We start from the raw sequence: 24,469 nt of genomic DNA on the forward strand, positions 1-24,469 counted from the left end.
TTAACTGCTTATCAAGCTATTCAAAAAGCCCTCTCTCTTCATGGCTCCCTTTTTTCCCCTAGTTGAGCAATTACTAAGCATAGGGGGAATTACAATCACCCAATGAGTCTATAAGACTATTCCAGTTATAAGGTTTTTTCACAATTAAAATTATTCATTTGTTTTGTAAGAGCACTTCTCTAAATTATTGCTATAATCTGCATCGTTGGGTTGATTTCATACAATCACCTACTGTTTATGTGGTTTGTGGGGGGGTGCTGGATATTCCCCAATACTGATAAGTTGCTCGCGTTCGAGGATGCGTTCTAGGAGGTTAAATTGCAGAATTTTAGCGGTTACGCGCCCTTCTGGTGTCCGTGGGACAATTGCTCCTCCTTCTAGCCGAAAATGGTCTGACCATTCCTGGAGACGGGGATTAAAAAAGGGAGTTAGCTGTCCTGTCTCAGGGTCGATGGAACCTAGGTCAGTTCCTTTGAAACGGTTGCAGCAAGGACAGGATAAGGCTAGGTTTTCAGCTTCCGTGACCCCATCATGTTTTTCAGCAATGATGTGTTCCATTTCAAAGGCAAAGAGTGAAGCCGTTTGGGGAAATCGACAATACTCGCATTGCTCTCCGGCGCGTTGGGTGACGACGCGACGCAGAGTGGCTGGTACATAACTCATGCTTCTGTCTGTAAGCGTTTGTAGGCGTGAGCTTTGGCTAAACGGACCCAATGTTCTAACAGCAAATAGCGATCGAGTTCGACTTCCTCTCTGGCCGAAATAGTGCCGGATTTATTGCGATCGAGCAGTTGGCTCATGCGGGCTTGCAACGCAGGTGTGGGGCGGATTGCGAGGATTTCTTCGGGGCTGGGTTGACTCGCTAGCAGTTCGACGATTTGGCGATCGTCTTGGTAGGGAATGGTTTCTGCGGGGGCAAGCTCCCGAAGTGCGCGATCCAGGGCTTCCGGGAGACGATCGCCCAATTGTTGCAGTTTTTCGCCAAGGATCTCGGGAACTTCTAGGATAATTTGCATTAGTGCTGATGTGAGGATGGGAATTCCCTTGATTGTAACAAACGGAAAAAATGCCGTTAACTTAAATCCCGATCGGGGATTGTAACTGCACAGCCGGGTATTTGCACATTTGCTCACAATGGAGATAACTGGCGAATTTGCCCGTTGTAATCGACTCTCACCCTCCCATCTTGGGAAACCGTAACAACCGTTTCTACAGTATAGACAGACGAACCAGGCTTGTTACCCTTAAAAGTAAAAGTCCAAGTTCCATCGCCATTGTCAACAAACGGCGATTCCTTAGAAGTACCGTGCATAGAAGCTTCAGCTCGATAGTTGCCTAAACCCCCATTAGCCCTTTCTGCTGCTTGACGGGCTAAGTTTTTTGCCCGATTGAGTTCGATATTATTGTTAATCACTGTCACGCCGTCGGTCTGATATTCAGGAGCAGGATTGCTCAAGGCGGGGGAGACTCCAACAGCTAAAGTTGAAAGCGCTACCAGACAAGCAAGTCGAATGTTTAGTTTCATAATACAAACTGATTTATAGTTTGATAAAGTCTACAACACTTGCCCGAAAAAACCCGGTTGAATTTTCAATTTTTAATTTTGACTTGTGAATCGTCTGGCATTTCTCCACCGTTCAAATAGCGGTAACTCATCCGAGAAATATCCCGAATCAATGTTTGAGCTGGCTTCTCCGTTTCCGGCGGATGCTTCACCATCACCGCCACCAAATAACGCTTACCGTTCGGCAAATCCACCATCCCCGCATCCGCTAGCATTGTATCAATGTTGCCGGTTTTGTGAGCAATAACTGAACCTTCGCCTAAACCTTTCGGTAGCAAAGAATCGTTTTTAGTTTGGCGCATGATTTGCAAAATGCGATCGCGCGATTTCACCGATACCAAATTACCCCGATCGACCTGGGCTATGATATTAATCAAATCCTTCGGACTGGTAGTATTAGTTCCCTCCAAATCTGGCAATTTATTACGCAGAACCGTGGTACTCAAACCCCAATTTGCAAAATGCTGATTCAAAACCTCAGCACCTCCCAACAATTCAATCATCATATTTGTCGCCGTATTGTCGCTGACAACAATCATCTTTTGGGCAACTTCCAAAGCCGAATACTTTTTACCAGGGGAGTCGTCTTGCATCTCCCCAGAACCGCCGACAATGTGTTCTGGCTTCAGCGTCAGCATCTGATCTAACTGCACTTTCCCCTCATCTACTGCTTGAAAAAAAGCTACTAAAATTGGCAGTTTAATTGTGCTAGCTGAAGCAAAAGCAGTATCCCCATTAAAGTTTAGGTAGCTTCCAGTATCTAAATCAACTAGAAATATTCCGGCTGTCAAACTAGGATTTTCTGTAGCTAAAACCTGAACTTGCGTTTTCAAAGCTCCTAATTCTTGATTCAGTTGCAGCACTTCAGGGGTTGCGGGTGCCGCAGATGCGCTATCGCCTGGGTTGTTCTGCCCTGTGCTGGTTTGTTCTTCTGTCGCTACAGTGGATGCTCGACTCACAGCATTTACCACCGACAGCAGCGTACCGCAAATCACCGCTATGCCAACTCCCAAAATCAGCAAGCGAGTAGCATACACCAACGGCGGTACGCTCCGAGGTGCAGAGCGTTTACCCGGTCTCTGACTCGCTTCTGGGCGGGGTTTAGGCACGGGGGGTTTTTTGGCATCTGCGGGGATTACCGTGTCTTGAATGCGAACTGGGGGCGAACTGGGACGACTTCCACGGGTTGTAGGGGGAGTGGCTGTGGGGAGCTGGCTGTTGGGATTGCTGGCGATCGAACTTACATTTTCCCGCTCCAGAGTCGGGTCCGGAAACTCGAACATATCGACAGCAGCGAGACCTTTTTTCGCTGGTTTGCGAGTCTTCGACTGCGGAGTTTTGCTGGTTCTGGGTTTTCTGGGGTTAATTGCCGATCGGGGATCGGATAAAAAGTCTTGTGTAGCAAATTCTTCCGAAGATGTGGGAGAATTGGCTCCAATTCTGCTGCCGCGGCCCTGTTGCAGTGGCAAAGTCGCAGGTTCGGGCGATCGAATTTCTGAATTGCCGTTTTGCGGTTGCGGAGGGCGGCGGCGACCCGATTTGCCAGACTGACTTGCTTTGCCGGACTTAGGCTGCTTTGAGCCGGAGTTGGGAGAGGATATCGACGAGGATATCACCGATAATATCGATCCTTTGGGAAACCGCTCTGCCACGTCTTACTCCTTCATCACTAATGTAAAGTTCAAGTTTAAGATTTTTCAGCTTGCCAGCCAATCAATTTTAGATTGTAGATTTTAGATTTTAGATTTGCCCCAGACGCTGCATGGTATCAGCAACAGGGTTTATTGCTCGCAAATTATCCCAAAGCTTAGGTTTTTAGTCAAGAAACCCGGTTATGAAGGTGACAAGTGGGTGCAGGAAAGTTCTCTGTGCAAAAAATCCTCAATCTCATATCCCCAATTATCTGCATTTCTCCTAGCTATCCGTTGGATTTTCCGGCAACGCCCCATCCAGAGTATCAGAATTTGTCTCTCGTGGGTAAGTTTTGATTGCCCATTCTGTTTGGCGGAGGACACCCCGCAGCATGGCGACTTCATCAATTGTCGGATAGGCTCTATTGTACAAACGCCGAAATTTTTCCATCCGGCTTGCTGCTGTGTGCTGCTGCAAATATCCTATTTTTAACAGCAAAGTTTCTAGTTGCTGGTAATATCCCTCTAAATTTTCCAAGGGAGCACTGGCGAGGGGAATTGAGGGATTTTGTGTCTGGCTGGTTGCAAGTTGTTCTTGGTAACGAGTTGATAAATTATCTGTGGCATCGGGTATTGAAGAGGCAGAGCCTCTGGATATGCGTTCCCTGGCTGAGCCTGGGAACGAGGCATCTTCTTCTTCCTTCCCTCTTCCTTCTTCCCCCTTCCCTCTTCCGTCTTCCCTCTTCCGTCTTCCCTCTTCGTTCTTCCTTCTATCCGTTATATCCGTTACAGAATCCGTTGCCGAACTTCCCTCTTCCCTCTTCCTTCTTCCTTCTTCCCGGTATAGTTCGTAACAGCAGATAGCGACGGCTTGGGCGAGATTTAGGGAAGTGTAGGCATTGCTGCTGGGAATGCGGATCAGGCGCTGAGCGCGGTTTAATTCGGCATTGGTCAAGCCGCAGTCTTCTCGACCGAAAATTAGGGCGCTGGGGGCTTCAAGGAGCCAAGGCAAGGCATCTGCGGGTTCTTCTAGTTGTGTTGGCAACGATCGACAATCATCCCCTGTAGTTGCGATCGCTCTGACACACCCAACCAAAGCAGCGGGCAAACTCTCGACTACTTTGGTAGTTTCCAATATGTCGGCGGCGCGAACTGCCATCAGTCGGGCTTCTTCCCCTAAATGATCGCATTGAGGATTTACCAAAACTAATTGGTGCAAACCCATATTTTTCATGACACGGGCAACAGAACCGACATTCAATGGGCCGGCAGGTTCGACTAAGACGATTCGGATGTTGGCGTCGGCCGTTTCGAGCATTTTTATTTGGGGAGGTGTTAGGCAGAAATTGGTTGTGTTGTTTGTTTTGATTAAAATTTAATCAGTAATGTAATGTCAAAGTTAGCATGGCCAAGCAACGATCGAAATCTGATTTACCGACAAAAATGTGCCCAGTCTGCGATCGACCTTTTACGTGGCGCAAAAAATGGGCCGACTGCTGGGATGAGGTCAAATACTGCTCCGAACGTTGTCGCCGCCGCCGTTTGGCGGCTCAAGATTAAGAAGTTAGGGCAAGTTGCTCGATCGAAGCTAAGATTGCAAAGGAAAAATTTTAGGTTATTAGGTTATAAATTATGGCATCGCAACAAGTGCAACCAAAGCTAGTTATTCACGGCGGTGCCGGCAGTTCTCTACACAGTAAAGGCGGAATTGAGGCGGTGCGAAAATCGCTTTACGATGTTTTGGACGAAGTTTATCCGCTGCTGAAAGACGGTGCAAGTGCCGTAGATGCAGTGGTGCGGGGTTGCCAATTGTTGGAAGATGACCCGCGATTCAATGCCGGTACTGGTTCTGTAGTGCAGTCGGACGGTCAAATTCGGATGAGTGCTTCGCTGATGGACGGTTTGATGCAGCGTTTCAGCGGGGCGATTAATGTTTCTCGGGTTCAACATCCGATCGAACTTGCTCAATTTTTGCAGCATTCGGACGATCGAGTTCTCTCGGATTTTGGTTCGGCGGAATTGCTGCGAGAACTTCAATTGCCGATTTACGATCCGATGACGGATTTGCGTTTGCACGAGTGGATGCAGGAACGCCAAGGCAATTTTAGTAAAGCAATGGCTGACGTGGTTGCCGAACCGGCCGGTATGGGTACGATCGGAGTCGTCGCTTTGGATGTGCATGGACGCTTGGCCGCTGGGACTTCGACTGGCGGCAAGGGTTTTGAGCGCATTGGCCGGGTTAGCGACTCGGCAATGCCGGCGGGAAATTACGCGGCCCAAAGTGCCGCGGTAAGCTGTACGGGAATTGGCGAGCACATTATGGACGAGTGTTTGGCTGCGCGAATTGTGATTCGGGTAACGGATGGTTTGAGTTTGAAAGCTGCTTTTGAGCGTTCTTTTACTGAAGCTGACGAACGTCAACGGGATTTTGGGGCAATTGGAATTGATGCTAGCGGGGCGATCGCTTTCGGCAAAACTAGCGAGGTTATTTTGGGTGCTTTTCACAATGGTATGGAAATGGGCGATACTTTGGAAATGAGCAAGGGAACGCTGATTTTTATTGCTTAAAAAGGCTTCTTAATGAATGATTCCGATACCCGACTTTTCCAAGAAGTCGGGGAACTAGATGGGTTAGCTTTATATCAAATCCAGTGGCATCAGATTGATATTAACCACACTCAGGACACGGTAGCCTTTCCCCTACAATTAATCGGGCGATGCTTACATAAAAAGCGAGGAAAATTGATTGTTTTGAGCTAGGGAAAGGGCAATGCCATATCCTCATTCCTTAGACTCATAAATTGAGCATTTTTTTTCTGCAAGCTGGTAAAAATTAATTCACTATCAGTTACTTTTACCCGATCAATTTGCTTAGTGCCGCTAGCAATTTTTTGTTTGAGTTCTGCCACACGCTTCTGCTTCAATGCAAGATTTCTTTCTTCTGGCAGTTACATTGTTTTCTCCCCTCTAAAAAACCTTAAATCAATTATATTCTAATAATTTAACCATCACCATTTAACTCTTTAATCTTCAATCCGCAGTTGCCAAAGTTTAACAGTACCATTCTCGCCACCGGTGACGATAGTTTCGCCCAAAAGCCCGATCGCTACCGCAGAAACAGGGCTAGAATGTCCATCTAAAGTGTGCAGCAATTCGCCGCGAAGATTCCAAAGTCTAACAGTACCGTCAAAACACCCCACGGCAAAGTATTTCCCATCGGGGCTAATTGCGGCGGCGGAAGTGATGCGAATTTCTGTATGCAGCGAATGCAATAATTCGCCTGTTTGCAAATTCCACAGTTTGATAGTTTGGCCACCATGATTGACAAGAATTTGGCTATCGGAAGAAATCGCTACATAATTTTCGCTGCCAAATGTTCGTCTCACTTCGCCTCCGGGCAATTCCCACAACGTGACTGTGGCGCGACAGAAACTGCTGGCTGCATTGAGGCCGCTGGCTACTAACATTGTGCCGTTGGGACTGAGGGCGATCGCACTTATGTCATCCCCTTGATAGCCTTCCAAAACTTGCAGCAGTTGGCCGCTGTTGAGGTGCAGAAGCTGGATTGTGCCGCGGGTGGTGCCGACGCCAAAATTTGCCAGTCGGGGCTGACGGCGACAGATTCGTGGCGGTGCACGTCTGCCAAACGCTTCAGCAGTTCGGCATTTTGCAGGTTCCAGAGTTTGACTGTGCCCGCGCGCGCGTCAGCAGCGTTTTGCTGGCGGGACTGAAAGCAACTAGCAACACGGCTGTTGAATGTCCGAAAATTGTCTGCCGCAGTTCCCCGCTGTGCAAACTCCAAATTTTCACTGTACTGTCGTCAGATCCCGTTGCCAGTAATTGTCCGTCGGGACTGATACCCGCAGACAAAATCCTGTCTGAATGGTGAAGAGTGGCTTTTAAGATAGCGCCGGTTGAGGTTGTTGGCTGCGTTTTATATCCGGCTATTTCCAGCCAGTCGATCGCATCTCTCCAATGTTTGAGATCGTTTCGGGGTCGATTTGTCAATAATTCTATGTATCTGTAGAAAGTTTTTGACAAGTCAACTTCGACACCTTTGATTTGTTTGTTCAGAAAAACCGCGATTTCCGCTGGGCTGTAGCCGCACAACAAGCCACAGAGATGCCGCTTTTCTACGGGTGTCAGCCCTCTTCTAGTGTGGGGGGCGAATTCTTGTTTGGCATTTGCCAAGTCGGTGTAAAGCTTTTGGATTTCCCAGCGGTTGCTTGCCCGTGCAAATGGTTCTTCTGGTCGATCGAGGGTAGAGGGTATCATTTGTGGCAGTCGCGATCGAGTTCCTAGTCAAATTCCTAACCAAAATCCTAACATTCGCTGTGCGCGATCGAACTGTTGTCACCGCTAATCTATTTTTAACACGGCCAACAGGGTAATGAGTTTCAGGTAGAAAATCTGCTCTTTTACTGTTGGCCAAATAACTATACATCAATCGGAGAAATAGAAAATGCCTGGAATTGCGATCGCTTTATTTTTCATCCTAGGTTTAGTTTTAAGTCTTTTTGGCTATTTTTGGGGATTAGTTCAAGCTTTTGGAGAGGAAACTATTTGCGGAGTGCTTTACTGGCTTGTCCCCTTGGCTTCATTGGTTTTTTATATCAAAAATTGGAGCAATAAAAAAATTAGAAAAACATTCTTACTTCAATGTGCGGGATTGCTAATGTTTGTATTGGGAGGAATTACTGCTTCAGTATTTTATGGCAAAAATTTTGTAAAAATCTCTGACTCTGGGCCTAATGTAAAGCAGGCGGCTAACGAGCAATCGCCCTCTTCTTTTCCTTTTGATTTCAACACTTCTCCATCACCCTATCAAGAGTTATCTCCTGCTTTCGAGTCATTTCCTGTTGCCGCAGCACCTGTTGGTGAGCCTAATTCTGCTCCTGTTGCTCAAAAAGATCGCTTCAAACAATCGATGAAACTCGGCTATATCTACTACGGGCAGGGAGACTATCAAACCGCTTTAATCAATTTTAACAGAGCTTTACAGGTACGTCCGGGCGATCCTTATGCTGTCAAGGCTGTTTATAACACCAAAAGTGCGATCGTCCAAAGCAATGTCAAATAATAATCCGTGCATTAAAAGTTGCCTACAGCGGATAGATAAGTAATTTACATTGTTTTTAAACTCAACAATTAAACTCATGAAAATTCTCAAACAAACAGCAAGTAAACTAATAATTAAACCTGCGAGTTTTTGATAGCTTGTTATTAATTTATTCCTTCATCATCATTGGATGATTGCAGATTATTTTAGCATCAAATTGGATATGGGGAGGTATATTTCTGTTGTTTTCGCTGTCCTTGTTGGACGGCGCGATAGATGAAACATACATTTTTAATAAAACTTTTAGCAAAATGACTATTAAACGACGGGGTGTATGGTTTAATGATGTTACCGAATGCTCAACGCACGAGATTTCTGCGGTGGAATTAGAGGAAGTGGGAGATAGCGATGGAAATCGTAGCTATTATGTTTATTTGTGGATGTTCGGGGGCGATATCATCTGTTTAAGAAGCTATTCACTAACAGAACAACACAAAATTGCTGATTTGATTCGCAGCTATAGCAAAACCATTTGATTTGTAAACAATGGATTCAATCATCACAAACGTTTCAGGTTGTTCTACATTCACGACTCAAATAGACTTGCTATATATCTCGATTAGCGATAATCGCACCCTTAGCAATGTATTTGCTTTGCAAGGCCGTAAATCGTAGGTATCCTGTGGGGAAGCCCAAATTAATAACTAACGATAATTAAGCAGGTGTAAATAAACTTGACAATGTAACAAAATGTAAACCTGTACTCACCTGGGTGATTACTTTCCTACAGATTGCGAAGCTAACTTTTTATTCGCGATCACATAATTAATATATTTTTAAGATTCATCTATTTTAAATCATATAAAGCTATCTTAAACCCAGCAGGTAAATTCGCGAGATTTGTTGTCGGTTAGAAGTTTTAGTGCTAACCTATTACCAAAATAAAAGGGGTCAGGGCAGAAGACGACTTCAAATAATATATAAGTTAACAATTCGACCGATCGGGTTAGTAAGGCGATCTGTAACATCATTTTTGGAATTTAAGGGCCAGGTAAATGAAAATAATCAAGCAAACGGCAAGTGAATTAATAATTCAGACTCAAAGCATATTTGATTTTTGGTTTCCTAGTTGTTTATTCATGGCTTTTGGACTGTTCGGGCTGGCTTTTGATTATCATAAAGCAACTCTGAGCTGCCAGCGATTGCAGGCAAAACAAGGCAGTTGCCAGATTGTGCGATCGAATTTACTGGGTTCAAAAATCCAAGAAATTGAACTTGCTTCTTTGCAGGGAGCTAAAGTTCAAAGATGCGGCTATAAAACCAGAGTTGTACTTTTAACTTCTGTGGGCAATGTTCCTTTCACTCCTAACTCCACTAATTGGGGAACCCAAGACGCTGTTGCTTCGGACATCAATTTTTATGTTAAAAATGCCAAAGATCGATTGCTGCGTTTAAGTCAAGAAGATCGCTGGTTGGGATGGACAGGAGGCATATTTTTGCTCGCAGCAGCCGCAGTGATCGTTTTGAGAAATAATGAAACCTACAGCTTCGATGGAAATTTAAACACCTTGACTGTTAAACAGCGGGGTTTGTTGGCACGTAAAGTAATGGAATACTCTCTGTGCGAGATTTATGGCGTGGAAGTAGATCGAACCAAAGATAGGCAAAATGACACTTGGTATGAAGTCAGACTGTTAGTTTGTGGAGGATCTCGCATATCCCTGCCCAACACTATGAGCCCCTACGAGCAAGTAGAAATCGCTAAAGCGATTAACAACTATCTGCACCAGCAAAAATAAAAAAAAATAGCCGATCGCGATCAACCCGATTTCTCAAGTTTGCCGACTTACGCAGAAACCGGGTTTTTCACCAAAATCTCTTCTACAGTGCCATCGCTTCCGTTATAAAAACCCGGTTTATTTGGTATTTAGTGCGAAACTCGTGGGTGGAAACTCATCATCTAAAAAGTGAACAACCGTTCACTTTTTAGGTTCTTTCAACTTCCAGCCTGGTTTGACAACTTGCCGGGAACGCGCAATTACTAAACAATCCTTCGGCACATCTTCTGTCACCACAGAACCCGCAGCTACAGTAACATCTTCTCCCAAAGTTATCGGTGCAACCAGCACGGTGTTAGAACCAGTTTTACTCCGATCGCCTATTTGAGTTTTGTGCTTGTTTTTTCCGTCATAATTCGCCGTGATTGTCCCAGCACCGATGTTGACTTTTTCTCCCAAAGTCGCGTCGCCTAGATAAGACAAGTGAGCAACATTAGTTCGATCGCCTATTTGAGTATTTTTCAATTCTACAAAATTGCCGACGCGACAGTTCGCCCCAATTTCTGCGTGTCCCCGCAAGTGTGCGTAAGGGCCAATTCGCGAATTTTCAGCAACTATACTGTCAGAAACCACCGAATAAAGCACAGTCACATTTTCTGCAATTTGACTGTTTTCGATCAAACTGCCGGGGCCGATGCGACTCCCAGAGGCGATCCAAGTGTTTCCTCGCAAGTGAGTTTGCGGTTCAATTACCACATCCGGCTGCAACTCTACGGTATCGTCGATCGTAATGCTGTTGGGATCGAGCAGCGTCACTCCCGCCGTCATCCACTTGTCCTTTATCCGCGTTTGCAAAATATCGCAAGCTGTGGCTAAATGTTTGCGATCGTTAATTCCCAATATTTCTTGATAATCTTCCACATCCAGCGCCATTACCGGATTGAGGAAATTTACCGTATCAGTTAGGTAATATTCTTTTTGGTCATTATCTGCCTTCAATTCTGGCAAAATTTTCTCTAAATCCGGCCAATGAAAGCAGTAAACACCTGCATTAATGCGGTGATTTTGCTTTTGAGCTTGTGTGCAGTCGCGGTCTTCGACAATTTGCTGGACTAAGTTTTGACTATCAGTAAATACTCGACCATATCCTTGGGGATTTGGCAAATTAGCTGTCAATAAAGTAGCAGAGTTTTGGTGCTGTTTGTGAATTGCTATCAATTGTTTGATAGTTTCTGCCCTCAGCAAAGGTACATCCCCATTTAAGACCAGCAAGTCTCCTTGAAATCCTTCTAAGTGAGGCAGCAATTGTTGGATGGCATGACCGGTGCCCAATTGTTCGGTTTGTTCTACAAATTCTAGGGGAGGAGATTGAAGATTTTCCCCTGATATTTCTTGACCTCGAATCAGGGATTCTTTAACGAGTTCGCCTCGATAACCGACGATGACAAGTCGCCTGGTAATTTGAATTTCTTGACAACTTTGCAGGACTCGCTCAACTAGCGATCGACCGCCCAATTCGTGTAGAACTTTGGGTAAGTCAGATTTCATGCGCGTGCCGCGTCCAGCCGCTAAAATTGCTATTGCTACCATTGTGCGATCGAGTTATTTGCTATAAAAACTTGAATATTGACTAACTGATGATATCACTCGCTGCCGACCGATGGCACTGCGATCGCACAAATTTTTCATCTAAAATTTCCTATCTCGCATCCGCGCGATCGAGGATTTTTCCAGCCGGATGCTGGTTGTAGGGGCGATGCTTGCAATATCTGGACTGGCGCGCCCGGTATCAAAAACCTGGTTGCAGCAGCAGTATTTGGCGGCTGAGCAAGACGGCTTGCATTCCTCATTACAAACCTGAGTTCGTTTGGGAGTAAGGACTGCGAGTCTTTTCCCAAGGACTCGGAGGGGGAGCGAGACTGATAATTTGCATCTTAGGGCTGGGATTTGCCACGATACATTATACTATTTGTTGAATTTCAGTTAGGGTGTTTTCAACTTTAAAAAACTATTTCTGACTTTTTCATTCCTTCTGCCTTCTACCTTGTGCATTATCAGGTGTCCAGCTATGACAGAGCTTAATTTTCAGGAACTTGCCAAGCAGGGAAATCTCGCCACTGCGATCGCATCTTGGCTAAACAGCAAGTTGCAATCTGAAGGCATCACAGCCTCGGCAAATCTCGACGGCGATTGTTTGGATGTAATTCTTGAGGCCGAGCAGGTACCCATAGAAGATACATTAGTTGATTTTGTTCGCACCGAGCTGACGAATTTGCAGCCGGATTCGATTCGCAAAGTGAAGGTTGAGGGCCGAGAAAGCGGTCAGATTGCTGCTGCTTGGAGTCAAGAGTTTAGTTTGGAGAATAGCACTTTTGAAGCACAGAGCTTTGCAGGAGAAGCTTTACCAAATACTGCGGTTGCTAATATGGACGATCGCACAGAGATGGAGAACAATTTTGAGGAGGAAAAATCGCCGGAACTTGCTGCATTTGAGAATCGGCTGCGATCGACTTTCATTGTAGTTGGGCTAGTAACGGGTATGTTGGCGATCGCCGTGGTGGCGTTTGTCGGTAAAATTGTGAACCAGCCAGCAGCAACTGCGGGGAATAATCCCGATGAAACAGCAAATTTAGCAACTGCACCAGATACTTTTCGAGAAGCGGTTAACAGCGCACTCAAAGCAGCAGAATTAGGGCGATCGGCAAAAACCAAGGAAGATTGGACTACAGTTACCGATAGCTGGCAAGAAGCGGTTTCATTAATGAGAAGAGTACCAGTCTCTAGCCCCAACCATCAACTAGCTCAAGCAAAAGTGATCGAGTATCAGAAATATCTACTTTACGCTCAAGAAGCAGCAGTAACTCCTCCTCTGCCAACTCCAACTCCCGCACCAGCCGAAAAATTACCTTCGGAAAAAGCAACTCCTAAAAAATCCAATTCGCCCAAAGAAACTTCGGAAAAAGCAACTCCTAAAAAATCCAATTCTGAAAATAGAGCTTCAGAGAAAGCAAATTCTAAGAAATCTCCTTCCGACCAAAAAGCAGAACCAGAGAAAAAATCTCCTTCTAGATAATGTTAAAATATAGATTTGAATAATTATGACTGACAACACTTTAATCGTTTCTCCTGAATGGTTAGCCGCCAATACCGACAATCCGCAAGTTGTAATCATTGACTGTCGGTTTTCCCTGGCAGACCCTGAATTGGGACAACAACAATATCAAGAAAGTCACATTCCGGGAGCTTTCTATTTAGATTTAAACCGCGATCTCGCGAGTTCAGTGGGCAAACACGGCGGTAGACATCCACTGCCAAATATTGAAGAATTAGCTGAGAAGTTGAGCGCGATCGGTATTAATTCACAAGAAACTTTAGTCGTAGCTTATGACGATTCACGGCTAGCTTTTGCGGCTCGTTTGTGGTGGCTGCTGCGGTATATGGGACACAGCAAAGTGGCTTTGTTAGACGGCGGTTTCAGCGCATGGAAAGCGGCGGGCTATCCGGTAACAAATATTTTGCCAGAACCCCGTGAGGGTAAATTAGTTCCTCACTTGCAGCCGGATTTGGCGGTAGATATTGAGGCGGTAAAAGAGCGTAAAGACTTACCCGGAAAGGTTTTGGTTGATTCGCGAGAAAGTGAGAGATATCAAGGTTTGCGGGAGCCGATCGACCCCATTGCAGGTCACATTCCGGGTGCGGTTAACTATCCGTGGCAAGGGGTGACGGATGAAACTGGAAAAGTGCGATCGGCATCCGAACAAAAACAGCGGTGGACAGAATTAGAAAAAGCCGAAGAAATTATTGTTTATTGCGGTTCCGGGGTGACGGCTTGCGTTAATTTACTGTCTTTAGAAATCGCTGGAATTCCCGATGCTAAACTTTATGTCGGTAGCTGGAGTGACTGGTGTTCTTATCAGTTGTAGGATGCAGGATCGAGATGATTGTTGACTGTTGACTGTGATTTCTAGGGTGGGCGCCGCGCACCAAAGCGGGGAATCACTTCGGCCCACCTTACAGGGAATAAAAGGAAAATCAAATATAGCAACAGCGAAGACGGTTAGGACGTTGTTAATGGCTGAAACGATTGATTTTATTGCTTCTTCCTTCTTCATGACATCCGTTACATCCGTTACATCCGTTGCCAAACTTCCTTCTTCATGACATCCGTTACATCCGTTACAGAATCCGTTGCCGAACTTCCTTCTGCTATAATGCCCTAAAAATCAAAATAAATATAAGGCAAACCCCCTTCGGGAGCCAACACCCAAACCGCATACAAACAAAGCGGCACTAACACCAATTTCAGCGGCCAATTTAACTCCAATTTCAAACCCCGACTCAACGCATAATTCCCCAGCATCGCCGCAGCCAAAGCCGCCAACATCCAAGTTAAATGCACTCTTTCCAAACCCAAAGCTTCGCCATAAACTTTCTCAGCAAACTGCACGTCAGCAGTGTGTCCCCACAAATGCGAAATCGCCCATCCAGAATCCTTTAAATCTGGAAGACGGAAAAATATCCAACTACCAAAAACCATCGCCTGAGTCAACAGCCAACCGATCGCAATCCCGATCGGATTTTCCCACAAAAACTCGATCCGCAACCGCTTAAACACTACATCAGTCAGCCTGTGAACCGCCAAAGCTAAACCGTGCAAACCCCCCCACACAATAAATCCCCAAGCTGCCCCGTGCCACATTCCCGCAATTAACATGACCAGGGACAAATTCAGACAAGTGCGCCACAAACCGACTCGCGAACCACCCAAAGGAAAATACAAATAATTGCGTAGCCAATCACCTAAAGTCATGTGCCAGCGCCGCCAAAAATCAGCTATGCTGGCACTAAAATAAGGAAAATCAAAATTTGGCGGCAAATACCAACCCAGTAGCAAAGCAGTACCGCGCGCCATGTCAACATAGCCACTAAAATCGAGATAAAGTTGCAGCCCGTAAGCAAAAATCGCCAGCCACAAATCCTCGCTACCCGCCCGCTGCAAGTTGGTAAAGCTTAAATCGACATAAATTCCCAAGTTATCTGCGAAAAGACCTTTTTTTACTGCACCAAAGGCGATCGTCCAAAGTCCCTCAGAAATGCGATCGGGGGTCGGAAATTGCTGGGTTTTCAGTTGATATATCAAGTTGTGATACCGAGTAATCGGGCCGGAAATCAGTTTTGGAAAAAACAACTTGTAAGCAGCAAAGTGCAGCAGCGAAGTAGCAGCAGGCGCGCCTCGGTACACGTCAATCAAATAAGCAATGCACTCAAAGCAAAAGAAACTTAATCCCAGGGGTGCGATGACGTGACTTTTCACCCAGTCAGCTCCGTCGATAGCTAAAGGCCAATTGAACAAAGTGCCGATCGAACTTAATAGAAAAGGCACATACTTAAAGCCCAGAAGCAGCAACACATTCAGCGAGATTCCTATCCACAGCAGTAACAAACGGCGGCGGTTCCAAGATTCATTAGCAATCCGCCAATCCAGAGGTTCCCCAATTGCCATCGCCAAGCAGTAATTAAACAAAGCACCGACTAACAGCAGAGGAATGTACCAAATTTGCAGCGAAGCGTAAAAAATTAAACTACCCGCCAACATGATAAACAGCCGCCACCACCGCAGCGGAACCAACCAGTAAGCCGCGAACAAAACTAACAGAAACAGGGCATATTGAAGGGAGATGAAAGTCATACCATTTTAGATTTTAGATTTTAGATTTTAGATTTTAGATTTGGGAATGGCTTATTTTGTATGGGTTTGGATTACGGGCCTACTGTTGCATTATTTTTATTAATCGAAACTTTGCTAAGAACGAGATTTATCATGGATTTTAGCCGATCGCCCACACGAAAATAGGCCCTCGGTAAGTCCCTACTATATAGTCGGCTACTGAGAACTGCTACATTTTACAGCACAAAGGTTAAATGCTGTTGCAAATTAAATAAATCTTGCTTGCTATAAATTAACTCTCTTACGAATCATATAAAATTCAGTGAAAAAAATATAATTAGGTTCGCAGCATCGGACTTCAGTCCTCAAAAGCTACAATTCCTGATATCGTTTCTCTTCGCATCGGAATAATATTTTTCCCCGTGCAGGCCTAGCATCCCGCACAGCAAAAAAGTGATGTAACCCAAAATGTTTTGAATTCATCACGATAGCAGGTATTTGACAAGTAGTTCGATCGCATTTCAACCCTTCCCAAACCTCAAACTCCGTCAGATCCGGTATCATAATGTCGATAAAAATTGCTTGCGGTTGCTCAAAGAGCAGCCGCACCCAAACGTTCAGCACCGTTGGCGACCTATATCGCAGTACAATGAATTTCTGCCAGCAAGTTTTTCCGCAAATACCGAAAAACTCTCTTCATCCTCCCCAATCAAAACTTTTGCTGCTGAATCCGCCGCTGGCGATCGCCCGGAGCCCCGCAAGCTACGACGAGAATGTGCGCTTTTGGGCGATATTTCATCTCCCTTAGCAGCGGACATTTCCAAAGGGTTTTCTTCCTCTCCAGGATACAGAATCGGCAGTGTGACAAAAAAAGTCGAACCCACTCCGGGTGAACTTGTGATTTCAATGCTTCCCCCCAGAAATTCCGCCAGTTTTTTGCACAGAGACAATCCCAATCCCGTGCCTCTGACGCCATTCTGCAAGGGATTTTCTATTTGGACAAATTCTTCAAAAATCCGCCTTTGGTCGCGTGGAGAAATGCCAATGCCCGTATCTGCCACTGAAAAAGTAACTGTTCCCTCATCTCCTATTTCCGCAGCAACTCGAACTTCACCTGCTTCGGTAAATTTGAGGGCATTAGAAATCAGATTTCGCAAAATCTGAGAAACTTTTCCCTCGTCGGTGGTGAGGATTGGAAGTTCGAGAGGATCTTCAAAAATTAGAGAAACGGCAGAGTTTGGGGGAAGCAGGGGGCGCATCATTCCTCGCAGGGCGCTGAACAAATCTTCGACTGCAAAATCAGCCAAGCGAACAGTTAGTTTTCCGGCTTCGACTTTGGCTAAATCTAACGAGTCGTTGACAAGTTCTGCGAGAGACTCGGCGGATTTGTAAATGTAATTTACTTGCTTGTCCTGTTCGGCTGAAAGTTCTCCGTCGAGGCGATTTAACAAGATTTCGGAAAGGCTCATAATTGCCGTTAGCGGAGTGCGAAACTCGTGGCTCATATTGGAGAGAAAGCTGGTTTTGAGTTCGCTGGCGCGCCGGAGAGATTCGGCCTTATCGTTCAATTCAGCGTAAAGTGCCAGGACTCCGCGATTGGTATCTTCTAGTTGTTGATTTAATTGTACGAGTTCTTCTTGACGCTGGCGGAGTTCGTCTAAAGTGCGTAGTAATTCTTGATTTTGCTGCTGAATTTCGGCATAGGGATCTTCGGGAATTTGGCGCGCTAGTTTGTCAACTAATTGATTTAGTTCGATCGCACTTAGCGCCGGCATATTTTTGGAAAACTGTTTAATTAATTGTACAGCCGTTCCGCGATCGGGCGCCGAGTCGATTTTCACTTCGTCCATCAACCGTTTCGCTGCTGCTAAACCAAGTCCCGCGCCGGTTTGCGACCGAAAATTGGGGCTTAACACAGCCGCTAAATCAGCAATTCCCGGCCCCGTGTCGGAAATCCGAGTCCGAAAAATTTGGGGCGATTCCCCTTCCACAATGAATTCTACTTTGCCACCGCCTGCATATTTGAAAGCATTGCGGGCAATTTCGGAAACTGCTGTGGCGATGCGGGTTTGTACTTGGGAATCGAATCCCAGCCCTTTAGCAATTTGGCGAGCTCTTTGCCGTACTTGTACGATGTCTTGTTCAAAACGGACTTCCGTCGTCAGGATTGGGTAACTCACGCTGCTTCTCTCACCTTGGCTACTATAACTGTCATGTCATCGCGAGTGCGTTTGAAGTCCCGGTAGAGCACGGCTGCGATTAAAGCAGGATGTCTGGAGGCTAAACCCGGGTAGCGGTTTAAATTCCACTGCGCCGCCAAACCGTCGGAGTGCATGATGAGTAGGGACTGCTGCGACCAAGGATAAACAAATTCTGCTACTTTTCGCATCATATGTCCAACTGTGCCATTGTAGGAAACCATGGTGCGGCTTTGGTTATCTGTGACCACTACACCGCTGATGTTGCCAATTCCGGCAAAACAAACTGTTTGTTGGGTACGATCGATTTGGGCGATCGCCGCAGCCGCTCCTCTGGTATTTTTTAAAGCAGCGTGCGCCTTCTCTAAAATTGCTTTCGGCCCGAGTTTGGCGTTTTCTTGAAATACGCGCACTGCTTCGCGAGACGCTTCCTCCGCCAAATCCCCGTATCCGAGCCCGTCAGCAACTAAAATCAGGTTTTTGTCAAGGTGATTTTCCGCCGCCCAGGAATCGCCGCAAATTTGCTCTCCTACTTTCGGCAAGTGGATGACCCCAAATTCCAAGTAATTGCTGTTTTGGAAGGCTTCCCGGCTATTTTGGGTCGGTTCCAGCCGCGCTAATAAGGCTGTCCCCAGTTTTGGTACAGAATGAATATCAAAAAAAGTAGAGAGGCGTTTAATTGCCCCCAGTCCTGTTCCAGGGCTTCCCGCTGTAGAAAAACCGTCCCGCATACACAGCGCGACATTTGCCATTCCTTGGCCCCGGTCTAGCGCTACTATTTCAATGCTATATCCTGCCGCTGTTTTTGATGTTCGCAGCAAAAGTTCTCCTTCGCGGGCGTGCTTGACCACGTTTTTTGCTGCTTCGGTGGTAACAATTGCCACTTTACCGCGATCGGTATCATTAAATTCGACTTCGGCCGCCAGGGCGACTGCGATTCGCCGCGCTTCTCCGACTTGACTTTCTTCTGTTACGGGCAAGGCTACGGCATCTATCATTTTTTATCAGTTCTCATAATGAAATCCTCCATACGCCAACCCTCTCCGGGTATGGTGTGGGATTCCAAGAATCACTTCTTGGCTTTGCTGGTTACTCTTTATACCAATTTAAAAAATAATACAACTATACGCAAGCTCCAAACCCCGATCGTCCTCAGTCAATCCCAATGCTGTAATTTAAAATCTCAACTCTCAAATCGTATTACTTCCTCACCGCCAGCGGACGATCGCAATTTTAGTCCCCTTACCCACTTTGGAAACAATCTCAAATTCGTGCATCAACCGCTTGGAACCACTGAGCCCCAAACCCAAACCGTGATTAGAAGTATAACCGTCGGTCATTGCTAATTCGATGTCTGGAATTCCCGGGCCCTTGTCTTCAAATATCAGCCTCAGCCCTTTGCGGGTTCCTAATTGGAGCGTTTCGAGAGTTACAGTTCCCCCTTTGCCGTACTCTACAGTATTGCGGGCGAGTTCGCTGGCTGCGGTAACGATTTTTGTTTGGTCTAGCAAACCGAATCCCATTGCTACAGCCCAAGTTCGCACTTGCTGTCGGACGTGGACTATATCGGATGACGATCGGATTTCTAGTGTCTCACGTTTTGACATGGCGGCTACTGTACCAAAATATAACTTCTCCCCAAAATATAGGACTTACGATCATCAACTTAGTTTCTCCTAATAGGACTTACGCACTTACTACGATTTTCTCTCAAAAGAGAAGATAGTGCAGGAATCTCAAACCCTTGATTTAACCCCCTTGAGTGCGTAAGCCCTCTCCTAAGAAATCTTCAGTTTCTCAACAAGGTATCTACAAACAAACTAGGTTTCATGACTGCCTGTGCCTCAGTCAGGGGACAATTTATCAACTGCTCGCGCATTCTCGTTAGGAGAAAAACCCAAGGATTTTCGCAACAAAATCATGCCCTTTTCAACGCTTAAAGCCGTGCGAACTCCTGTCAGGGACAGCCCCAACTCAACGAGCGTAATAGCAACCGCTGGCTGCATCCCGACCACAACTGTTTCCGCATCTAAAATTCGCGACATACTAGCGATATTATTTATAATGCGACCGATAAAAGAATCTACTATTTCGAGGGAAGAGATTTCTATTAAAACACCTTTCACGCCTGTTTTGACGATGCGGTTTGTCAGGTCATCTTGCAGGGTCATTGCTAAGCGATCGTGCATATCTACTTGAATTGTTACTAGCAAAAATTCTCCCATTTGAAGAATCGGTATTCGTTCCACAAATTCACCTACTTGTTGAGTTTTACTTGAGTGTTCATCTCAGGCTGTAATATGTTTATTTTTCCTCTTGAAGATTTTTTATAGTTAAACCTTGGCGCTGCAACGCAACTTTAAAAGCATCTGCTAAAGTAGCTTTTGTGAGAATATCCTGCAAGTCAACTCCCAAGTGAACTATGGTTTGAGCTATTTGCGGGCGAATGCCACTGATGATGCACTCAGTACCCATTAAACGGGCGGCGGCTACAGTTTTTAATAAATGTTGAGCAACTAAAGTGTCAACAGTCGGCACGCCTGTAATGTCTAAAATCGCAAATTCTGAGCCAGTTTCCATGATTTCTTGCAACAGAGTTTCCATTACTATTTGAGTGCGGGCACTGTCGAGAGTCCCGATCATTGGTAAAGCGAGAATGCCTTGCCAAAGTTTGACTACGGGTGTTGACAATTCGAGCATTTCTTGCTGCTGGCGTTCGATGACTTCTTCGCGAGCTTTGAGAAAAATTTCTGTCACCCAAAGGCCAAGCTGGTCTAATAAACTGGTGGAAAGCCAAAGTTGTTCGACAAGTGCGTCGCGGTTTTCTGTCAGTTCGTGACAAAGCCGATCAAACAATGGCTTTTTGAAGCATAAAATGAAACTCGCTATCTCTGAGGGAGTAAAGCCTCTCTGAACGCGCGATCGCGAAACTTCTGCTAGCAGCACCCGCATATTTTCCCATTCGGGTGTCTGGATGTCGCTAAAGTTACCGTGCCCGACTGCAATGTGGAGCAATTGCAGGAACTCTTGACACTCGGAGCGCAGTTCTTTGGCTCTCATCAAGTCGTCCCGCCGCAGCCCGGTATTTTGCAGTTCTTTGAGCCAGTCTGCTAGTAACTCTGCTTTGTGTCTTTGTATGATTTCCGCGATCGTGTTATTGCTTGTGAGTTCCATTAAAATTATCTCCTGCTTAGCAATTGGGATGAAGTTGTACGAGCGATTCCCTACGGGATAGCTTTGTATGCGCGTACAAAGCGTGTTTTTTGATGGGGCAACTTCTGAGTTTAGCTCACTGTTTGCTGTTTGCGATCGAGGGTTAAGTACCTAATTGTAAAATGCGTTTGACGATCGCACTGGTAGAACTCGGAACTTCTATTTCGATCAAGGAAATCTTGCCACCTCCGGCGATAACGGCCGGTGCTTCCGGCAGAGTTTCGACTTGATAGTCGCCTCCTTTAACGTATATATCAGGCTTCAGGATATTTATCAGTTTAGTTGCTGTAATCTCGGAAAAAATTACTACGGCGTCTACTGGTTTGAGAGCGGCTAACACTTCGGCTCGCTGATTTTCCGGTACGATCGGGCGGGGTGGCAATCCCGGCTGCTGCGGTTTGATAGCTTGCACGCTGGCGTCGCTATTCAATCCCACCACGAGCGATCGCCCCAAATTTTTTGCCGCCTGCAAATAGCGGACGTGACCGCAGTGCAGGATATCGAAGCAGCCGTTAGTAAACACGATCGGACGCCACTTGTCCGGATCGGATGCGATCAATCTTTCAAGTTCTCTCAACGTATAAACATCAGAAATCATTGCAGTCATTACCACCCAATTTGAACAGCGCTCAAAATTATCCTACCAAAAAATGTGATCCTTTGCAGTTTCGTTATTTAAAAATTCATCAATCAATCTTCCACTAATTAATAGTTATCTGTGACTAAACTTTAATTAGTGGATCGTAATTTTTTAGCCCTATTACATAAGTAAATATTACCGAAAACGAAGCAAATTTAGAAAACATAATTCCCAGTAAAAAACCGGTAGTCGCCTATCGGTAACTGCCATATCCTGCTGTTGGTAATTGGAGGTTAAAAAGGTTGGTAAACAATTATTTATTCCCGCCCTCTCTTATATCAATTACTATAAGACAAGGGATGAGAGTTCCACCGCATCGGGCAGGCGATCGGGGAGTGAGAGCCCTAGGGGGTGAAACCCAACGAAACGCGCTCCTCCTGTGTCTCTTATTTCTGACACCCCCGCGCGAGCGAAAGCTAGTTAAAAGCTAGAACCCAAGCGTGCAGAACTTATCTTTACGCTGGATTCGTCAGACTATAGAAGAAGCCAGCAGTTGCTTGCTGCCGTTTCTGGGCGCAATCTGGACGAAGCTTTACGGCCAACCCAGAAGCGCACAGCCTCCTGTGTCCAACTCTCTATAGCTGTGCAGAAACTCGACCTTTTGGCTCGCAACCGCAGCCTGTGAAAACCCAGAGGAAAGTCGAGTTCGGTACCCGAAGCAGCTATTTTGGTGGAAAATAGCTAAACTCGTTCAACAAAATCCACTCAACTACCCCCTTGAATCTAACGGTGTAGAATTATCTAACACGAATTATGAAAGCAAGTAATAGCCGTCAATTTTCTTCAGTAGCTGCTCGAACTCTAAAAGTAGTCGGGATTATCTTGATTCTCTCTGCTTTGCTTCAGTGCATTGTTCTGTTGCTGCCGGGAGAAACTTCGGACTTTCTCAATCGAGGCTGGCAGCTTGCCGCAGCAATTCAGATAGTTGACAGGGGCATTATTCCTTTGATGGGTATCGCCCTGCTGATGACTGGCTTTTGGGTGGACAGCAGCAGTGGAGTCTCTCTTGAGCGACGCAATGTTTGGCTGGACTTGCGATTCTGGGCGCTGTTGATTTCCAGCTTGTTAGGTCTAGTTTACCTATCTCTGGTTCCCGTTCACCTCAACAATACTCGTTTGGAACTCAAGGATGCTCTGGCTCAAGTCGATCAAGAAGCCGGACAAGCGGAAGGTCAACTTGAGGCACAACTTAAAAGCCCTCAATTTAAAGCTCAGGTAGAACAGCTCAAAAGCCAGCGTCGCACCCAGATAGGGGCGCTGCTGGAAGACAACGGGAAGCTGCAACAAGCACTCAAGAGTCCAGAGGTTCCCAAGGAATTGAAAGCTGTGCTTGAGGAGTCGAAAACTGACCCGAAAGCCGTTGACAAGTTCCTGGAACAGCAAGCTCAAGCACTTCCGACTCAAGCTCGTAACGAGATTCGCACCCGCAAGCAACAAAAAGAGAAAGAGTTAAGAACTCGATCGAGAAATTCGAGTTTGCAGACGGGAATCACCAGTTTGCTGCTAGCGATCGGCTACATTACTGTTGGTTGGACGGGATTGAGAAGTATGGGAATTCTGCGGTTCGGCCGCCGCAAAAATTGACCGGCGCTGGCAGGGATTGCGCTGGTCGAGACATCCCTGAGAAATAGTTTGTTTACCCAATAGTTTGCCCTTACTGAAAGCTGGGAATGTTCTCAATTTATATTCTGACTTACAACGAAGAGATTGATATCGCCGCTTGCATTGAATCGGCACTGCTTTGTGACGATATCATTGTAGTTGATTCTTTCAGCACCGATCGCACCCTTGAGATTGTTCAGAACTATGCCGTGCAAACAGTGCAGCACCGCTTTGAAACTCACGGACGCCAGCGGACTTGGATGCTCCAAGAAGTCCCGTGCAAGTACGAATGGGTTTACATCCTCGAAGCTGACGAGCGGATGACACCTGCACTGTTTGCTGAATGCTTAAGGGCGATCGAAAGTCAAGAATATATCGGCTATTACGTAGCTGAAAAAGTAATATTTATGGAGCGCTGGATTCGCCGCAGCACTCAATATCCCCGCTATCAAATGCGTCTCTTTCGCAAAGACCGAGTGTGGTTTACTGACTACGGTCACACGGAACGGGAAGTCTGCAACGGGCCTACTCACTTTTTGAAGGAAACTTACCCTCACTATACTTGCAGCAAAGGTCTTTCCCGCTGGATTGAAAAGCACAACCGCTACTCGACTGACGAGGCTGCTGAAACTCTCCGTCAATTAGAAGCTGGTCAAGTAAATTGGTGGGATTTATTGTTTGGCGCGTCGGAGGTGGAAAGGCGCCGCGCTTTGAAAGATTTTTCTTTGCGGTTGCCTTTGCGGCCTGTGGTGCGCTTTTTCTATATGTATATTTTACTGGGCGGATTTCTTGACGGCCAAGCGGGATTGGCTTGGTGCACGCTGCAAGCTTTTTATGAATATCTAATTTTGTTGAAAGTGTGGGAAATGAAACATCTACCACTGCCAACTTTAGAGGTAGCAGCCGAACAATCTATTTCGGAAGTAGTAACTGTTGAACCGTCGAAAGTTTCTTATAATCTTGGGGCTTCCGATACTCGAAATTAAAAATAGAGAATTAAAAATTGGGCATTAAAAATTGGCATTGGTAATTAATACCTGGGGGGTGACGACCCGCCCCAAACCCATAGTTAGTAAGGATTGAGCCAACTTGTGGTAAAAAAAGATAGGCAGCAGA

Annotated in this window: 26 protein-coding genes; 9 read left to right on the forward strand and 17 right to left on the reverse strand. The window is 45.9% G+C overall.

Features of this window, described 5'->3' with window-relative positions:
- Positions 1-228 precede the first annotated feature (228 nt).
- The 5 genes from QUA33_RS24280 to QUA33_RS24300 all read right to left on the reverse strand — a co-directional run bounded on the left by QUA33_RS24280 (position 229) and on the right by QUA33_RS24300 (position 4,513).
- Positions 229-663, reverse strand: a complete 435-nt coding sequence (locus QUA33_RS24280; protein WP_333151850.1) for an HNH endonuclease signature motif containing protein — start codon at positions 661-663, stop codon at positions 229-231.
- The gene (locus QUA33_RS24285) at positions 660-1,133 is read right to left on the reverse strand and encodes a hypothetical protein (protein WP_333151852.1); all 474 of its coding nucleotides are present in this window, start codon (positions 1,131-1,133) and stop codon (positions 660-662) included. Before QUA33_RS24285 ends, QUA33_RS24280 begins: the two co-directional genes overlap by 4 nt.
- On the reverse strand, positions 1,130-1,525 hold the full coding sequence (locus QUA33_RS24290; RefSeq protein ID WP_333151854.1) for a hypothetical protein: 396 nt from the start codon (positions 1,523-1,525) through the stop codon (positions 1,130-1,132). The genes QUA33_RS24285 and QUA33_RS24290 overlap by 4 nt, the downstream gene beginning before the upstream one ends.
- A gap of 65 nt (positions 1,526-1,590) precedes the next feature.
- A complete protein-coding gene (locus tag QUA33_RS24295) occupies positions 1,591-3,216 on the reverse strand; it encodes a serine hydrolase (RefSeq protein WP_333151856.1) in 1,626 nt (541 codons plus the stop codon).
- Positions 3,217-3,478: 262 nt separating this feature from the next.
- Positions 3,479-4,513, reverse strand: a complete 1,035-nt coding sequence (locus QUA33_RS24300; protein WP_333151858.1) for an RNA methyltransferase — start codon at positions 4,511-4,513, stop codon at positions 3,479-3,481.
- An 86-nt stretch (positions 4,514-4,599) separates the two neighbouring features.
- Between QUA33_RS24300 and QUA33_RS24305 the strand changes: the two genes are divergently transcribed.
- Entirely contained in the window at positions 4,600-4,755 is a 156-nt protein-coding gene (locus tag QUA33_RS24305) for a DUF2256 domain-containing protein (RefSeq protein WP_006631540.1), read from the forward strand.
- A gap of 72 nt (positions 4,756-4,827) precedes the next feature.
- Positions 4,828-5,763 carry an isoaspartyl peptidase/L-asparaginase gene (locus QUA33_RS24310; RefSeq protein ID WP_333151860.1) on the forward strand — a complete coding sequence of 312 codons (936 nt, stop codon included), beginning with the start codon at positions 4,828-4,830 and terminating at the stop codon, positions 5,761-5,763.
- Between the two features lie 188 nt (positions 5,764-5,951).
- Here QUA33_RS24310 and QUA33_RS24315 read toward each other — a convergent pair whose 3' ends face one another.
- The 3 genes from QUA33_RS24315 to QUA33_RS24325 all read right to left on the reverse strand — a co-directional run bounded on the left by QUA33_RS24315 (position 5,952) and on the right by QUA33_RS24325 (position 7,470).
- Entirely contained in the window at positions 5,952-6,104 is a 153-nt protein-coding gene (locus tag QUA33_RS24315) for a hypothetical protein (protein WP_333151862.1), read from the reverse strand.
- Positions 6,105-6,218: 114 nt separating this feature from the next.
- A complete protein-coding gene (locus tag QUA33_RS24320; protein ID WP_333151895.1) occupies positions 6,219-6,875 on the reverse strand; it encodes a hypothetical protein in 657 nt (218 codons plus the stop codon).
- The gene (locus QUA33_RS24325) at positions 6,847-7,470 is read right to left on the reverse strand and encodes a hypothetical protein (protein ID WP_333151865.1); all 624 of its coding nucleotides are present in this window, start codon (positions 7,468-7,470) and stop codon (positions 6,847-6,849) included. Before QUA33_RS24325 ends, QUA33_RS24320 begins: the two co-directional genes overlap by 29 nt.
- 187 nt (positions 7,471-7,657) lie before the next feature.
- Between QUA33_RS24325 and QUA33_RS24330 the strand changes: the two genes are divergently transcribed.
- The 3 genes from QUA33_RS24330 to QUA33_RS24340 all read left to right on the forward strand — a co-directional run bounded on the left by QUA33_RS24330 (position 7,658) and on the right by QUA33_RS24340 (position 10,053).
- A complete protein-coding gene (locus QUA33_RS24330; protein WP_333151867.1) occupies positions 7,658-8,275 on the forward strand; it encodes a hypothetical protein in 618 nt (205 codons plus the stop codon).
- A 290-nt stretch (positions 8,276-8,565) separates the two neighbouring features.
- Complete coding sequence (locus QUA33_RS24335) at positions 8,566-8,790, forward strand: hypothetical protein (protein ID WP_333151869.1); 225 nt, start codon at positions 8,566-8,568, stop codon at positions 8,788-8,790.
- A gap of 519 nt (positions 8,791-9,309) precedes the next feature.
- Complete coding sequence (locus QUA33_RS24340; RefSeq protein WP_333151870.1) at positions 9,310-10,053, forward strand: hypothetical protein; 744 nt, start codon at positions 9,310-9,312, stop codon at positions 10,051-10,053.
- Positions 10,054-10,233: 180 nt separating this feature from the next.
- Here the strand turns inward: QUA33_RS24340 and glmU are convergent, their stop codons facing one another.
- Positions 10,234-11,622 (reverse strand): bifunctional UDP-N-acetylglucosamine diphosphorylase/glucosamine-1-phosphate N-acetyltransferase GlmU, encoded by a 1,389-nt coding sequence (gene glmU, locus QUA33_RS24345; RefSeq protein WP_333151872.1) that lies wholly within the window; start codon positions 11,620-11,622, stop codon positions 10,234-10,236.
- Positions 11,623-12,100: 478 nt separating this feature from the next.
- On the opposite strand from glmU, the gene QUA33_RS24350 reads away from it, so the two are divergent.
- Positions 12,101-13,105 (forward strand): hypothetical protein, encoded by a 1,005-nt coding sequence (locus tag QUA33_RS24350; RefSeq protein WP_333151874.1) that lies wholly within the window; start codon positions 12,101-12,103, stop codon positions 13,103-13,105.
- A 25-nt stretch (positions 13,106-13,130) separates the two neighbouring features.
- The gene (locus tag QUA33_RS24355) at positions 13,131-13,955 is read left to right on the forward strand and encodes a sulfurtransferase (protein WP_333151876.1); all 825 of its coding nucleotides are present in this window, start codon (positions 13,131-13,133) and stop codon (positions 13,953-13,955) included.
- A 293-nt stretch (positions 13,956-14,248) separates the two neighbouring features.
- On the opposite strand, the gene QUA33_RS24360 is transcribed toward QUA33_RS24355, so the two are convergent.
- The 8 genes from QUA33_RS24360 to rfaE2 form a co-directional block, all read right to left on the reverse strand.
- A complete protein-coding gene (locus QUA33_RS24360; protein WP_333151878.1) occupies positions 14,249-15,721 on the reverse strand; it encodes an MBOAT family protein in 1,473 nt (490 codons plus the stop codon).
- 351 nt (positions 15,722-16,072) lie between these two features.
- A complete protein-coding gene (locus tag QUA33_RS24365; RefSeq protein WP_333151880.1) occupies positions 16,073-16,324 on the reverse strand; it encodes a hypothetical protein in 252 nt (83 codons plus the stop codon).
- Positions 16,318-17,880: an ATP-binding protein gene (locus QUA33_RS24370; RefSeq protein ID WP_333151882.1), complete on the reverse strand. Its 1,563-nt coding sequence runs from the start codon at positions 17,878-17,880 to the stop codon at positions 16,318-16,320. Before QUA33_RS24370 ends, QUA33_RS24365 begins: the two co-directional genes overlap by 7 nt.
- Entirely contained in the window at positions 17,877-18,896 is a 1,020-nt protein-coding gene (locus QUA33_RS24375; RefSeq protein ID WP_333151884.1) for an ATP-binding SpoIIE family protein phosphatase, read from the reverse strand. The genes QUA33_RS24370 and QUA33_RS24375 overlap by 4 nt, the downstream gene beginning before the upstream one ends.
- Positions 18,897-19,106: 210 nt before the next feature.
- Positions 19,107-19,505: an anti-sigma regulatory factor gene (locus tag QUA33_RS24380; protein WP_333108114.1), complete on the reverse strand. Its 399-nt coding sequence runs from the start codon at positions 19,503-19,505 to the stop codon at positions 19,107-19,109.
- Positions 19,506-19,742: 237 nt separating this feature from the next.
- Entirely contained in the window at positions 19,743-20,147 is a 405-nt protein-coding gene (locus QUA33_RS24385) for an STAS domain-containing protein (protein WP_333151887.1), read from the reverse strand.
- A gap of 55 nt (positions 20,148-20,202) precedes the next feature.
- Entirely contained in the window at positions 20,203-21,072 is an 870-nt protein-coding gene (locus QUA33_RS24390; RefSeq protein ID WP_333151889.1) for an STAS domain-containing protein, read from the reverse strand.
- A gap of 142 nt (positions 21,073-21,214) precedes the next feature.
- Positions 21,215-21,709, reverse strand: coding sequence for a D-glycero-beta-D-manno-heptose 1-phosphate adenylyltransferase (gene rfaE2, locus QUA33_RS24395; RefSeq protein WP_445243279.1), 495 nt, complete (start codon positions 21,707-21,709; stop codon positions 21,215-21,217).
- A gap of 795 nt (positions 21,710-22,504) precedes the next feature.
- Between rfaE2 and hpsJ-B the strand changes: the two genes are divergently transcribed.
- Together hpsJ-B and QUA33_RS24405 are read left to right on the forward strand one after the other, a co-directional pair.
- Entirely contained in the window at positions 22,505-23,335 is an 831-nt protein-coding gene (gene hpsJ-B, locus QUA33_RS24400) for a hormogonium polysaccharide biosynthesis protein HpsJ (RefSeq protein WP_333151893.1), read from the forward strand.
- An 86-nt stretch (positions 23,336-23,421) separates the two neighbouring features.
- Positions 23,422-24,339: a glycosyltransferase family 2 protein gene (locus QUA33_RS24405; protein ID WP_333096499.1), complete on the forward strand. Its 918-nt coding sequence runs from the start codon at positions 23,422-23,424 to the stop codon at positions 24,337-24,339.
- Positions 24,340-24,469: the final 130 nt, after the last annotated feature.

It is taken from the genome of Microcoleus sp. Pol14D4, assembly GCF_036701245.1.
Classification (GTDB): domain Bacteria; phylum Cyanobacteriota; class Cyanobacteriia; order Cyanobacteriales; family Microcoleaceae; genus Microcoleus.

Coding starts and splice junctions, on each gene's coding strand:
- QUA33_RS24280 (WP_333151850.1), bottom strand. CDS start 663: ATGAGTTATGTACCAGCCACTCTGCGTCGCGTCGTCACCCAACGCGCC.
- QUA33_RS24290 (WP_333151854.1), bottom strand. CDS start 1,525: ATGAAACTAAACATTCGACTTGCTTGTCTGGTAGCGCTTTCAACTTTA.
- QUA33_RS24300 (WP_333151858.1), bottom strand. CDS start 4,513: ATGCTCGAAACGGCCGACGCCAACATCCGAATCGTCTTAGTCGAACCT.
- QUA33_RS24305 (WP_006631540.1), top strand. CDS start 4,600: ATGGCCAAGCAACGATCGAAATCTGATTTACCGACAAAAATGTGCCCA.
- QUA33_RS24310 (WP_333151860.1), top strand. CDS start 4,828: ATGGCATCGCAACAAGTGCAACCAAAGCTAGTTATTCACGGCGGTGCC.
- QUA33_RS24325 (WP_333151865.1), bottom strand. CDS start 7,470: ATGATACCCTCTACCCTCGATCGACCAGAAGAACCATTTGCACGGGCA.
- QUA33_RS24330 (WP_333151867.1), top strand. CDS start 7,658: ATGCCTGGAATTGCGATCGCTTTATTTTTCATCCTAGGTTTAGTTTTA.
- QUA33_RS24335 (WP_333151869.1), top strand. CDS start 8,566: ATGACTATTAAACGACGGGGTGTATGGTTTAATGATGTTACCGAATGC.
- QUA33_RS24340 (WP_333151870.1), top strand. CDS start 9,310: ATGAAAATAATCAAGCAAACGGCAAGTGAATTAATAATTCAGACTCAA.
- glmU (WP_333151872.1), bottom strand. CDS start 11,622: ATGGTAGCAATAGCAATTTTAGCGGCTGGACGCGGCACGCGCATGAAA.
- QUA33_RS24350 (WP_333151874.1), top strand. CDS start 12,101: ATGACAGAGCTTAATTTTCAGGAACTTGCCAAGCAGGGAAATCTCGCC.
- QUA33_RS24355 (WP_333151876.1), top strand. CDS start 13,131: ATGACTGACAACACTTTAATCGTTTCTCCTGAATGGTTAGCCGCCAAT.
- QUA33_RS24360 (WP_333151878.1), bottom strand. CDS start 15,721: ATGACTTTCATCTCCCTTCAATATGCCCTGTTTCTGTTAGTTTTGTTC.
- QUA33_RS24375 (WP_333151884.1), bottom strand. CDS start 18,896: ATGATAGATGCCGTAGCCTTGCCCGTAACAGAAGAAAGTCAAGTCGGA.
- QUA33_RS24380 (WP_333108114.1), bottom strand. CDS start 19,505: ATGTCAAAACGTGAGACACTAGAAATCCGATCGTCATCCGATATAGTC.
- QUA33_RS24390 (WP_333151889.1), bottom strand. CDS start 21,072: ATGGAACTCACAAGCAATAACACGATCGCGGAAATCATACAAAGACAC.
- rfaE2 (WP_445243279.1), bottom strand. CDS start 21,709: ATGATTTCTGATGTTTATACGTTGAGAGAACTTGAAAGATTGATCGCA.
- hpsJ-B (WP_333151893.1), top strand. CDS start 22,505: ATGAAAGCAAGTAATAGCCGTCAATTTTCTTCAGTAGCTGCTCGAACT.
- QUA33_RS24405 (WP_333096499.1), top strand. CDS start 23,422: ATGTTCTCAATTTATATTCTGACTTACAACGAAGAGATTGATATCGCC.